Origin of the sequence: Psychrobacter sp. Ps3, assembly GCF_022129275.1 — a bacterium.
In the GTDB taxonomy this organism is placed as follows: Bacteria; Pseudomonadota; Gammaproteobacteria; order Pseudomonadales; family Moraxellaceae; genus Psychrobacter; species Psychrobacter submarinus.
Map to the genome: position 1 here is coordinate 1 of NZ_JADQAL010000021.1, position 12,212 is coordinate 12,212.

Here is a 12,212-nt window from a genome sequence, read left to right on the forward strand (position 1 = left end):
CAATGGTAGTGTGGCTCCGGCCATGTGAGAGTAGGTCATCGTCAGCTCTCTATTCCTAAAAGCCCCCTTAACAATTAAGTTAAGGGGGCTTTTTTTATACTTTACTTTACTAAATTAATGATAATTACTTATACGAATGTAGTTTAGGAAATAAAATTCGGTTGTACTTCATAGAGTATTTTGGGCTATACTTAAGTTCAGTTATTATACATAACTGTTTTGATCACTTTAAATGGAGAAGTACAATGGCAGTCAAACATACACCAACTGGTGAAGTTCATAGTGGAACTAAAGGTGGGCATACTGGTTGCGGTTCTGATACCAAGCTACACCCTGATCATTGGGTTAGTAGCTCAGAAAGAATCACTTGTAGCAAGAATGGATGTAAGAATTGATAGCTCATTTTTTAGCAAGATTACTTTATATTACGAATAGAGTGGTTCGTTTATAATTTAAGTAATGGGGCTGTAGTAGATAAGCACTATGCTAGACTACTTTTATGAAGATAACCCGTTGTAAACTCAGTAAAAAAGTACAGCGAAGGCTGTTAGAGTTTTTCACAGCTGAAGTGACTGCTAGAACAGCCGCAGATTTGCTTGATATTCAGCCTAACAGTGCTGCACTTTTTTATCATAAAATAAGACTTGTGATAGATCATCATCTCTCATTACAAGCTGATGAGCTTTTTGATGGCGAAGTCGAATTAGATGAAAGTTACTTTGGTGGCGTACGCAAAGGCAAAAGAGGTCGCGGGGCTGCTGGTAAAACCGCTGTATTTGGGATTCTAAAACGAAACGGTAAGGTGTATACCATTGTCGTAGCAGACACCAAACAGACTACCCTAATGCCTGCTATTAAGCGTAACATCAAGCCTGACAGCTTTGTTTATACAGATAGCTATCGAAGTTACAATGCACTGGATGTGAGTGAGTTTAAACATTTCAGAGTCAATCACTCTAAAGAGTTTACTTGTGGTAAAAACAATCACATCAATGGCATTGAGAACTTTTGGAATCAGTCTAAACGAATACTCAGAAAGTATAATGGAATCGATAAGAAGAACTTCCATTTATTTTTAAAAGAGTGTGATTTTAGATTTAACTATGGTTCACCATCTAATCAGCTGAAAATCCTGAGAAAATGGTGTGATATTTAATCCTTATCTACTACAGCCCCTAGATGATAAATTAGCGGCGTAAACATCGAGTCGCTTTATAGTTTCTAGATATAAGGTTTATTTTATAGTCAGATTCTTTGTTAGCCCGCTTTTATAAGTCGTTACTAGCTTCTCGTAGTGGTTTAATTAGATTGAGCAAAATTTATTTTTGAAGATATATTAAACTAATCCATAATTCCAGCGTAATTTTCAACGCTTAGCTCGCTATAACATTATTTACCAAACACAGACCCTAACCACTCTGCAACGACCCTGACCCTCGCAGAGCGCCGTACATCAGGATGCATGACTACGTATAAAGGTTGCGATTGAACCAAAGGTATAGCTTGCTTGTCTATATATGCATGGCTAGCAGTAGTTGCTATTTCATGCATAATCATGACCGCCCTATCAACTGGATTAATCGGTAATAGGGCTGGATTTTTAGCCGCTAAAAAGTAAGGCAAGATAGCAATACCCAATTTCTGACACACGCTGCTATAGGTTACGTACAAGTCATTACTGCTGAAAATGACAGGATAGGAATGTTTATGTATTAGATTTTGCAACCAGTTAAATAGGCGCGCGTTAGCCTGAAACTCAATTAATTGCCACTGTTCAATTGGTGTATGCTCAATATAATCTCGGTGGGCAAAGAAGCCATAATTTACGTGAGATATTGTGCGGATAAGTAAGTCGTCCTGTGTAGGCCGGCTTAGGCGTAGTGCAATATCAGCCTCCTTGCGGTACAAATCACTAAAATGAACATCACCGCGCACATGCAGTACGATATCGGGATAGCGTTCACGAAAGGCAGGCAGTTCCGGTATTAACACTTCATTTGCCAACACTGGTGGTGCTGATATGATGACACTGCCTTGCATCGCATTTTGGTTGATTGCCATTCGTTCGAAGGTGATAATCTCTTTTTGTACTTCTGCCGCTTGAGCATACAAAAGCTCACCTTCCTGAGTGAGTATATAACGCTTCCCTAAACGATCAAATAAAGTCAAAGATAGTGCTTGTTCGAGGCTCTCAATACGCCGAGATACAGTACTGTGTTGTACGCCTAAGTGCTCTGCACAAGCTGTCAACGTTTGCTGTTCTACCAAGCAAACAAAATATGCCAAATCATGCCAATCCATTATTAGAGCCTGCCTTTTATTTTAAATTTTTACTGTTATCTTCAAAGTTGAGCTACTCGTTATTATAATTAGAGTCTTTAAGTTACTGTGCATTATTGCACAGTAGTTGTTTTTTTATCATCTATTGTCTGTGCATTATTTGGATTAGACTATTTATAAGTTATCGATTTACTTATTAATTCAAAGGAACTGCCTTATGGCTGATAGTGCACTTACCCAACATGGCAAATCTATTATGAACCAGTTGCAAGACGGTCTTGCTGATAATGTCACCAATCATTTGGCTGAGCTGGATGCCGATTTACCGGCATTGATTACTGATTACGCTTTTGGCGCAGTAGTCGGTCGCCCTGGGCTAGATTTAAAGTCTCGAGAGATGATAACGGTGGCCTCATTGATTACCTTAGGTCATGCTGCGCCGCAGTTGAAACTACATATGCGAGCTGCATTAAATGTCGGCGTCAGCCAGCAAGAATTATTAGAGATTGTCATTCAAATGGCAATTTATGCAGGAGTGCCTGCCTGCATGAATGCGCTGACTACTTATAGAGAAGTCATTGAAGCATGATTGACATGAATTATTTTGTATAAAATAAATGTGAGGAATAAGATGCAAACACGATTATTACAGCATATTAATCAGCCCGTTTCAGCCATTGGTCTTGGCTGTATGGGCATGAGTGAATTCTATGGAGACAGTGACGATAGTCAATCGTTAGCGTTACTTGATAAAGCACTTGAGCTTGGCATTAATTTCTTTGATAGCGCTGATACTTATGGTTTTGGTCACAATGAAACGTTACTAGGACAATTTATAGCTGCACATAAAGCGCAGCGAAAGCAAATAGTGATTGCAACTAAGTTCGGTATTGTCCGTGCCAAAGGTCAATATGAGCGTCGTTTAGATAATAGCCCTGATTATATTAAGCAAGCTTGCCATAATTCTTTACAGCGGTTGGGCACAGATTATATTGACTTATATTATTGCCATCGCCGTGACCACAACACGCCGATTGAAGACATGATGCATACGTTAAGCGCTTTAGTAAAGCAAGGAGATATACGCGGTATCGGTCTATCTGAGGTTTCAAGCGAGACTTTGCGTCAAGCGCATGCCATTCATCCTATCACAGCGGTACAAAGCGAGTATTCGCTCTGGTCGCGGCAACCAGAAGAGGAGCTATTAGAGACATGTCGTGAGTTGGATATCAGTTTTGTCGCTTATAGTCCATTGGGACGGGCTTTTTTAACCGGTAAGCTTGATACTGAGAGTTTGGAAGCAGGCGATTTTCGTCATGCTGTACCGCGCTTAAAGGGAGAAGCGCTCACTAATAATCAGCAGATAGTAAAGCAGTTCAGTAAGCTAGCTACCGAATGGCAATACAGTAATGCCCAGCTCTGTCTGGCATGGCTACTAAATAAACATCCGCATGTCATTCCTATCGCGGGTACACGTCACGAAAAATATCTCATAGAAAATGCCCAAGCAGTAAAGATTACGCTTAAGTCCGAGCAAATAGATGAGCTGGATGAATTATTTAATCCCTGTAATATTGCTGGCGAGCGTTATCCAGAAGCAGGGTGGGGTGGTATTGAGAAGTAGTTGAGAGAGATTGATGATATAGACCTTAGCAGGTGGTGAAAAACAGCGCTAGGCTATCGAGCCTTTCCCAAACTCTGTGTAACTGCTTATAATCCATTAACCGGAGAATAATAGAGTATTTACAAACTAAGCTAGCACTTAGTTAATAACTAAGCCCCTTCACCAAACTTACCACTTTGGAAATCAGTGACCGCTTGCATGATTTCTTGCTGGCTGTTCATGACAAACGGACCATATTGCACAATCGGCTCGCGTAGTGGGCGACCAGTGATTAAGATCACTTTGGTATCCTCACTACTATCAGCAGTAATGGTAACGCCATCCGTATTGTCATCATTTTTTAAGATAGCCATGGTCTTAGTTGGTACTTCTCTACCTTCAATATCTACTTTACCACGATATACAAAGGCAAACGCATTATGATCGGCTGGAATGGCTTGGCTAAAGCTCGTTCCTGCTGGTAAATGGATATCCAAATACGTCGGCTCAGTAATGTCGCGGGTGACTGCACCTTCTACGCCATGCGATCTACCTGCGATTACCGTAACGTCTACGCCATCTTCAGTTGTGTATTTAGGCAAGTCCTCACTTTGGAAATCTTTATACCAAGGATCATTCATTTTATCTTTAGCAGGTAGATTAAGCCACAGCTGAAAGCCTTCCATCGCGCCGTCTTCTTGTTCCGGTAGCTCTGAATGAATAACACCGCTCGCCGCTGTCATCCACTGCACGCCGCCGTTCTGTAATAGCCCTTCGTTACCCGCGCTATCACGATGACGCATACGGCCTGTAATCATATAAGTAATGGTTTCAAAGCCGCGATGCGGGTGATTGGGGAACCCTGCGACATAATCATCTGGATTGTCACTTTTAAAGTTATCGAGCATCAAGTACGGATCGAGGCGCTGTTGCAGCTGCTGCGTCAGTACGCGAGTGAGTTTAACACCAGCGCCGTCTTGGGTATCGACCCCAGCAAAAAGCTGCTCGATTTGACGCGATTGGGTCACAGTATCTTTTTTGCTATTCGCTACAGTATTATTCATTATTCTCTCCTGATTTTTTAATATCTGTTGGTGAGCATTGATTTATTACTCTTAGCTATTTATTTGAGGCCAGGAGGATATATTTCAATATTATTATATAGTTTATATTAATAAGTAATTGTGATAATTAAGTATTATTTAATTAATTGTCAGTACAAAAGGGATTACTATTAAAGAGTAGCCAATAATAAAAATCTTACTTACCTACTGAGGTTTAATTGCTAAACTGATGAGCATTAACCAATACCATGCTTAGAATAGAGAACGGATAATATGGCAGTCGATTTAACCAATACTTTAATAGTGGCTATATCAGCGACAGCATTGTTTGATTTAACGGAGTCTGAGAACCACCTTTTACAGCTACTACAGCAGCGCCCTGATGAGGCAGTAAAGGAGTTTCGCGATTATATGGCGAAGCGTGAAGATCAGCCATTAGATAGTGGTGCAGGATATCCATTAATCAAAGCGCTGCTGAATCTAAATAATTACTGTAACGACTGTCTATCAGCGGATTTAACGACCGAGTCGCCACTTGTGGAAGTCGTCATCGTCTCAAAGAGCAGTCCTGATACTGGCATTCAAGTGCTCAATGCCATTCGTGACAACGGTTTGAATATTTCACGTTCCGCCTTTGTATCCGGAAGTCCTGTCGCTCCATATATCAAAGATTTTAATGTCGATCTGTTTTTGACGACCAACCGTGAGGACGCTCAGCAAGTCGCCGATGCCAACATTTGCGCTTGTGCGATATTGGACGCCACTCCAGTCAATACTTACGAGCTTGATACCGATCAGCTACGCATTGCCTTCGATGGTGATGCGGTGTTATTTGACGACTCAGGGGAGCTATTGTATAAACAAAAAGGCCTACAAGCTTTTCATGATAGGGAAGCTGAGATGATTGACTTACCGATCGAAAAGGGCCCTTATGCTGAGCTATTGATCAAACTGTCAAATTTACAGGAACGTTTACCGGCTGGTTTACAGTATTCCCCAATCAAAATTGCGCTTGTGACCGCCCGTAATGCACCTGCTGATTTGCGCGCTATTAAAACGCTGCGAGAGTGGGGCGTGAATGTCGATATGGCTTTCTTCTTGGGAGGGCTTGAGAAAACATCGGTGCTCAAAACCTTTGCCCCGCATATCTTCTTTGACGACTCTATAAAGCACATAGATGCGGCGCGGCGCTTTATGCCGACCGCTTTAGTCCCTTATCGTTCTACCTCGCTACTGCATGATAATAGCTATTTAGACTCCAGTGAGATGGCGTCGACATTGACCTTCAAGCCAACTGTACAACCACTTTTTGCACTTAAGGTATGAGTCATTTCAGCTGGATACAATATAAAGTATTCTCACTGATGCTAACACTGTTTTGAAGGGTTATCAGTTAATGTTAAGAGGCAATCGATGAATTGGCAAGCTATACTATCTTTGGTTATAACACGCATAAAGCAGGTCATAGGGCTATACGCTTTTGTATTGGTACCGATGTGGGGCATGTTTTTTCTTAATGAAAGCGTGCTATTTGGCTTATGGAATATCTTCGGTATTGTGCCGCGCACCCTAGATTTGGGTAGTATGATAGGCGTGATAGCGTCATGGACGATGCACGGTAATTTTGCTCATTTGATGGGCAATACTTTTATATTATTGCAGATATTGTTTTTGTTTGGGCTGTTTGAAAACAATGCTTATCGTACAATATTGAAGCTTATTATCGCCTCAGGGGTGGCCACTTGGGTGATAGCATCACCCTTGACCATTCATATTGGAGCGTCGGGGTTATGTTTTGCGATGCTTGGCTATATGATAGGCGGCGCTGTTTTTGCACGGCGTTGGGGCTATTTGCTTGCTTGTATTGTGATGGGAACAGGGTATTGGCTGACCATTAAACAAGGTCTAATGCCGCAGCCAGGGGTGTCTTTTGCAGCGCATTTCGGTGGTCTGTGCGCCGGATTACTAATAGGGGCCAACTCAAAGCACGCTTATAAAACGACTAAGCCGCTCTAAGCCAATTGGCTTGCAACAGCACGTGCCGCCTTTATTGATAAAGCTCTTACGTCTGATCTGTGCAGACATTGATATATAATGGATCTTCTGTGCTTAATGGACGCCAGGCAGTCGTCTGCTTGACATGCTCATCGAGAGTCAGCTCGCTTGTCTTGTCTTGAAACACATAATCTGCGCGTGCAGGGGCAGCGCAGTTAATCACTTGCGGTATCTGCTGCACACTTCGACGTCTCTCAAACAAATATAAATTTACCAAGCGCATATCTGGATTATCTACGTGCATCGTAGCATTGCCGCTATCCGCCGCGATAAAACGCAGTATCTGCGGTTTTATATAAGACCAAGGACGAAACCATTCTGAGCTCTCGGCAGTTTTTACTACGGTTACGCCCTCAGGTAGCTTAGCGACTTGCTGATGGTACCAGTTGTACTCTTGATGAATCTGAAAACCAAAAATACCAATAGCGGCAAATAAAGGCACTAGCCATTTTGGCGCGCGCTTGCCTGCTATTTTGGTGAGGTGAGTTATAACAAGGGCCAAACCTGCCATGCCAAAAGCGGCGGCTATGGTAGCGATAAACTCAAAAAGCATAGAACTTTCCTTAATGCGATCAGCACTGAATATAACCAAAACAGTTTAGAGACAGTCTGTTTGTGCCAGTGCTGGTATAGTGATAAGCGAATAAAAAATCACTCACAAGCAGTTGCTGCCTGTGAGTGATAGATAAATAACCGATAGATTTCACTGTTTATACAATAGCTTAGTGGTCGATTGCGCCGCCAGCTCCACGCGGAGAACGTACGCTCTCTACTAGCTCTTGAATGTGCAGTGGTGGTGCTTTGGTTGCGTAAGACACCGCGAAGGCTACGGCAAAGTTCAGTATCGCACCGATAGCACCAAAGGATAATGGTGAGATGCCAAACAACCAGTACTCTGCAGTATCAGGGAAGTTCGCCGTACCACTAATGAAGAACCAACCTTTGAAGACAAAGATGTAAACTAAGGTTGTGAGTAGACCGGTGAGCATCCCGCAGATAGCGCCTAAGTTATTAATACGCTTAGAGAAAATACCCATCATCAGTGCTGGGAACAAGGATGCTCCAGCAATACCAAAGGCAAGAGCAACCACCTGTGCTGCAAACCCTGGCGGATTGAGTCCGAGCCAAGTTGCGACGACAATGGCAACTGCCATAGAGATACGGGCGACTTGCAACTCGCCTTTATCGGTGATGTTTGGATTAAGATTACGCTTAATCAAATCATGACTGATAGCGGATGAAATCGCAAGGAGTAGGCCGGCTGCTGTCGATAGTGCAGCGGCAAGGCCACCTGCAGCGATCAGACCGATAACCCAAGGTGGTAGCTGCGCAATTTCTGGGTTAGCGAGTACTAAGATGTCATTGTTCACATCCAGCTCGTTACCTGCCCAGCCAGCATCAGCAAAACGTCCATCAAGTGCAGTATCGTTGGCAACATGAGCCTCTTCGACGGCTGTAGTAGCCGCGCCAACATCACCACCTTCGGTTTCGGCATTGGTTAAAGCCAGCTCCGCTGCGCCAAGGCCACTATCGTTATACATCTGAATGCGGCCATCATTGTTTAAATCGTTATATTTGATTAGACCTGTGTCTTCCCATGTTGCCATCCAGTCTGGACGTTGATCATACTCTAAAGGTGCTTCTGCAACCCCTTGTGGATAGACCGTATCAATGAGGTTTAGACGAGCCATCGCACCTACCGCTGGAGCAGTAAAGTACAATAGCGAGATGAATACTAGTGTCCAACCCGCTGTCCAGCGTGCATCAGCCACTTTAGGAACGGTGAAAAAGCGAATGATAACGTGTGGTAGGCCAGCTGTACCAATCATCAGTGATAAGGTAAACAGCACCATATTGAGCTTGTTCGGGACGTCAGCGGTATAAGCGGTAAAGCCTAAGTCAGTGACGACTTGATCAAGCTTAGTTAAGATAGGAATGCCTGACTCAACATGGTTTGAGAACAAGCCTAGACCTGGGATTGGGTTACCGGTTAGTTCTAGCGAGATAAAGACTGCTGGAATGGTATAAGCAATCATTAGCACTATGTACTGCGCCACCTGCGTGTAAGTAATCCCTTTCATACCGCCTAATACGGCATAGAAGAAGACAACGACAGCGGCGATGATCAGTCCGGTATCGTTTTCAACTTCTAAGAAACGAGAGAAAGCAACACCAGCACCTGTCATCTGACCGATAACGTAAGTGGTGGAGGCGACAATCAAACAAACCACCGCAATCATAGCGGCGGTCTTAGAATAAAAGCGATCGGCAATGAAATCTGGAACCGTAAACTTACCGAATTTACGTAAGTATGGGGCAAGCAACATAGCGAGTAGTACATAACCGCCTGTCCAGCCCATCAAATAAGTTGAAGCACCATAACCACCAGCAGCAATCAGACCTGCCATGGAGATAAAGGACGCCGCACTCATCCAGTCAGCAGCGGTAGCCATACCGTTTACAACTGGATGCACGCCGCCGCCTGCAACATAAAACTCACTGGTTGAACCAGCACGTGCCCAAATCGCGATACCGAAGTACAGCGCGAAAGACGCCCCTACAAAAAGAATATTAATCAGATATTGGCTCATGCTCTACTCCTCGTCTACGCCGTATTGTTTATCCAACTTATTCATACGCCACGCGTAGAAGAAAATTAGAATGATAAATACGGCAATGGAACCTTGCTGAGCGAACCAAAAGCCTAAGTCAGTACCACCGATTCTGATACCTGCTAACAGGGGACGCAATAAAATTGCGAATCCATAAGAACATAGTGCCCAAATGACTAGGCTACCTAAAATGAGACGGACATTGGCGCGCCAATAACCGGATGGATCGTTGTGGTTCTCCATAGGACAACTCCTTTTGCCTAACAATAAAACAAGATGGTCGAGCCGCTGCTAATGAGTCATATTGACTTAACGATTGAGAGTTAACACTCGCGGCTTAACGTCTATCGCACTCATAACTCAGTGCTATCTATATAAAGCTGAACCATTTTGGCTCTAAAGACTTGCTCGACTCTCAATACTTATATAGAGATTACAAGTATAGAGGGTACAAGCATAACGACTAACGGCTTACTTAACCAGTTTTATCAAAAATTAATTGATATGTGACAGTGTCATCACATGTAAGCGTCGTCAAATCACAATAAAATTTGCACATTTAAACATTCGTTATTGTCTTGCTTATCGATGACTATACTGAACAGTCATAAACTTATTAGGAATATATACAAAAATGAGTCAATTAACAATACGTAATTTAAAATTACTTTGTGGTAACGGTATGCTTAAACTGTAAATAAAAACAAGTTATGAGATGAGTTAAAGGCGCAAAGACAGTTAGACTGTACCCTTGACAAGATAGATTAAAATGATAAGGCAAATAAGACAACGAAGTTTAGAATAAATATCTATCATTTATTTAGTAAATAATTATACAAATATTATCTTTTGATGTGATTCGGATAGCTCAATTTTATTTGCTAAGGTTATTTTAGATGTCTAGACAATAAATTATTTTTGTGATAGGGGAAATTGATACACAGTGGTTTTATGGATAAATACTGGTATCGATAATAAAGAGAAGAGGTGACATCATGGGTGGAAGTATTGCAGAGTGGTTCAACAGTATAGTGAACTACGGTGTAAGTATTATTTGGGGTAATAATGATTGGTTGATCGCTAGCAATCCATGGTATGGCTTGTTGATGTTTTTACTGATTGGCGCGGGTCTGTACTTTACTGTAGTGACACGTTTTATGCAGTTTCGGCATTTTGGACATATGTGGAAGCTGTTATGGGTGTCTAATCAAGGACGCAAAGATGGCGGCATCAGCTCTTTTGAAGCCTTGATGACATCGATAGCCGCGCGCGTCGGTACTGGTAACTTAGCTGGGGTGGCGATTGCTATCTATTTAGGCGGTCCGGGCGCTATCTTTTGGATGTGGATAACGGCAATAGTCGGTATGTCGACCAGCTTTATCGAATCGACTTTAGCTCAGGCTTACAAAGTACCCCATACGGATAATGTCTATCGCGGCGGTCCTGCGTATTATATCGAAAAAGGTCTAGGCAAGCGCTGGATGGCGGTATTTTTCTCCGTTTGTCTGCTAGTTGCTTTTGGCTTAGCATTCAATGGCGTGCAGTCTAATACTATCGCGCAAGCGACGAATGAAGCTTTTGGTATTCCGACTTGGATGACCGGTTTGTTGTTAGTAGTGTTAGTGGCACCAGTAGTATTCGGTGGTCTACGCTCAGTGGCGCGTATTGCAGGTAAAATCGTTCCGATAATGGCGATTTTGTATATCTTATTAGCGCTGTTTATTATCATTACTAACTTTAGCCAGTTCCCTGCAGCGATTGCTTTAATCGTCAAATCCGCATTTGGTTTTGAGCAAGCAGCGGGCGGAGTGTTAGGTTATGGTATCGCTCAAGCTATCATTAATGGGATTAAGCGTGGTCTATTCTCTAACGAAGCTGGTATGGGTTCAGCGCCTAATGCGGCGGCTACTGCCCAAACCAATCCCAATCATCCAGCGGTGCAAGGCTTTATGCAGATGCTTGGGGTGTTTATGGATACGCTAGTCATCTGTACGGCCACCGCTTCGATTATCATACTGTCAGGCGTGGTGGACCCCAATGTCGAGCAAGAAGGTATTCAGCTCACGCAGTTGGCTCTATCTCAGTACGTCGGTGATTGGGGTGTTATCTTTGTGGCCATTGCGATTTTCTTCTTCTCGTTTACTTCCATCATTGCTAATTATAGCTATGGTGAGTCTAATCTTGAGTTCATCTCTGGTAGTAAAAATGCCAAGGTGATGATTATGATCTTCCGCTTTATGGTTTTAGCAATGGTATTTGTCGGCGCTATTGCCAGCTTGCCTGCCATATGGAACTTTGCTGATCTATCAATGGGACTTATGGCATTGACCAACTTAATCGCTATTATGTTGTTATCGCCAGTGGCACTTAGAATACTGCGTGATTATGAGAGTCAGGTCAAAGCGGGCAAGACTGGCGATCAAATCAAATTTGATCCAGATGATTTTGTTAAATTAAAAGACGAGGCCAACCGTGATGCTTGGATTGACTAAGCGTTAACTGGGCGTTGCCGAGACGTTATCTTTACTTTGCATAAGCATAAAAAACCGCTCTTAGATAAGAGCGGTTTTTTAGTGTTGTTTCCCTAAAAGCCAATGC

Annotated in this window: 11 protein-coding genes; 6 read left to right on the forward strand and 5 right to left on the reverse strand. The window is 42.8% G+C overall.

Translation table 11 applies throughout. The features are described from left to right. Positions 1–499: 499 nt before the first annotated feature. Positions 500–1,156, forward strand: coding sequence for an IS1595 family transposase (locus I3248_RS07870; RefSeq protein WP_238063209.1), 657 nt, complete (start codon positions 500–502; stop codon positions 1,154–1,156). Positions 1,157–1,389: 233 nt separating this feature from the next. Here the strand turns inward: I3248_RS07870 and I3248_RS07875 are convergent, their stop codons facing one another. Further along, positions 1,390–2,301 (reverse strand): LysR family transcriptional regulator, encoded by a 912-nt coding sequence (locus I3248_RS07875; protein WP_201559713.1) that lies wholly within the window; start codon positions 2,299–2,301, stop codon positions 1,390–1,392. A 196-nt stretch (positions 2,302–2,497) separates the two neighbouring features. On the opposite strand from I3248_RS07875, the gene I3248_RS07880 reads away from it, so the two are divergent. Together I3248_RS07880 and I3248_RS07885 are read left to right on the forward strand one after the other, a co-directional pair. Beyond that, positions 2,498–2,869 (forward strand): carboxymuconolactone decarboxylase family protein, encoded by a 372-nt coding sequence (locus I3248_RS07880; protein WP_201559712.1) that lies wholly within the window; start codon positions 2,498–2,500, stop codon positions 2,867–2,869. Positions 2,870–2,911: 42 nt separating this feature from the next. Next, positions 2,912–3,904 (forward strand): aldo/keto reductase, encoded by a 993-nt coding sequence (locus I3248_RS07885; protein WP_238063210.1) that lies wholly within the window; start codon positions 2,912–2,914, stop codon positions 3,902–3,904. Positions 3,905–4,053: 149 nt separating this feature from the next. On the opposite strand, the gene I3248_RS07890 is transcribed toward I3248_RS07885, so the two are convergent. Further along, the gene (locus tag I3248_RS07890; RefSeq protein ID WP_238063211.1) at positions 4,054–4,947 is read right to left on the reverse strand and encodes a pirin family protein; all 894 of its coding nucleotides are present in this window, start codon (positions 4,945–4,947) and stop codon (positions 4,054–4,056) included. A gap of 273 nt (positions 4,948–5,220) precedes the next feature. On the opposite strand from I3248_RS07890, the gene I3248_RS07895 reads away from it, so the two are divergent. Together I3248_RS07895 and I3248_RS07900 are read left to right on the forward strand one after the other, a co-directional pair. Next, complete coding sequence (locus I3248_RS07895) at positions 5,221–6,273, forward strand: 5'-nucleotidase (RefSeq protein ID WP_238063212.1); 1,053 nt, start codon at positions 5,221–5,223, stop codon at positions 6,271–6,273. Positions 6,274–6,360: 87 nt separating this feature from the next. Next, a complete protein-coding gene (locus I3248_RS07900; protein WP_238063213.1) occupies positions 6,361–6,963 on the forward strand; it encodes a rhomboid family intramembrane serine protease in 603 nt (200 codons plus the stop codon). 46 nt (positions 6,964–7,009) lie between these two features. On the opposite strand, the gene I3248_RS07905 is transcribed toward I3248_RS07900, so the two are convergent. From I3248_RS07905 to I3248_RS07915, 3 genes are all read right to left on the reverse strand, one after another. After that, entirely contained in the window at positions 7,010–7,555 is a 546-nt protein-coding gene (locus tag I3248_RS07905; RefSeq protein ID WP_025646233.1) for a hypothetical protein, read from the reverse strand. Positions 7,556–7,724: 169 nt separating this feature from the next. Continuing rightward, complete coding sequence (locus tag I3248_RS07910) at positions 7,725–9,593, reverse strand: sodium:solute symporter family protein (protein ID WP_238063214.1); 1,869 nt, start codon at positions 9,591–9,593, stop codon at positions 7,725–7,727. Between the two features lie 3 nt (positions 9,594–9,596). Beyond that, positions 9,597–9,857, reverse strand: a complete 261-nt coding sequence (locus tag I3248_RS07915; protein ID WP_025646237.1) for a DUF4212 domain-containing protein — start codon at positions 9,855–9,857, stop codon at positions 9,597–9,599. A 752-nt stretch (positions 9,858–10,609) separates the two neighbouring features. Between I3248_RS07915 and I3248_RS07920 the strand changes: the two genes are divergently transcribed. Beyond that, the gene (locus I3248_RS07920) at positions 10,610–12,106 is read left to right on the forward strand and encodes an alanine/glycine:cation symporter family protein (RefSeq protein WP_238063215.1); all 1,497 of its coding nucleotides are present in this window, start codon (positions 10,610–10,612) and stop codon (positions 12,104–12,106) included. Positions 12,107–12,212 lie beyond the last annotated feature (106 nt).

Bases quoted from the DNA above. Each gene is read 5' to 3' on its own strand.
- I3248_RS07870 (WP_238063209.1), top strand. From the start codon at position 500: ATGAAGATAACCCGTTGTAAACTCAGTAAAAAAGTACAGCGAAGGCTG.
- I3248_RS07910 (WP_238063214.1), bottom strand. From the start codon at position 9,593: ATGAGCCAATATCTGATTAATATTCTTTTTGTAGGGGCGTCTTTCGCG.
- I3248_RS07875 (WP_201559713.1), bottom strand. From the start codon at position 2,301: ATGGATTGGCATGATTTGGCATATTTTGTTTGCTTGGTAGAACAGCAA.
- I3248_RS07900 (WP_238063213.1), top strand. From the start codon at position 6,361: ATGAATTGGCAAGCTATACTATCTTTGGTTATAACACGCATAAAGCAG.
- I3248_RS07915 (WP_025646237.1), bottom strand. From the start codon at position 9,857: ATGGAGAACCACAACGATCCATCCGGTTATTGGCGCGCCAATGTCCGT.
- I3248_RS07895 (WP_238063212.1), top strand. From the start codon at position 5,221: ATGGCAGTCGATTTAACCAATACTTTAATAGTGGCTATATCAGCGACA.
- I3248_RS07920 (WP_238063215.1), top strand. From the start codon at position 10,610: ATGGGTGGAAGTATTGCAGAGTGGTTCAACAGTATAGTGAACTACGGT.
- I3248_RS07885 (WP_238063210.1), top strand. From the start codon at position 2,912: ATGCAAACACGATTATTACAGCATATTAATCAGCCCGTTTCAGCCATT.
- I3248_RS07905 (WP_025646233.1), bottom strand. From the start codon at position 7,555: ATGCTTTTTGAGTTTATCGCTACCATAGCCGCCGCTTTTGGCATGGCA.
- I3248_RS07880 (WP_201559712.1), top strand. From the start codon at position 2,498: ATGGCTGATAGTGCACTTACCCAACATGGCAAATCTATTATGAACCAG.
- I3248_RS07890 (WP_238063211.1), bottom strand. From the start codon at position 4,947: ATGAATAATACTGTAGCGAATAGCAAAAAAGATACTGTGACCCAATCG.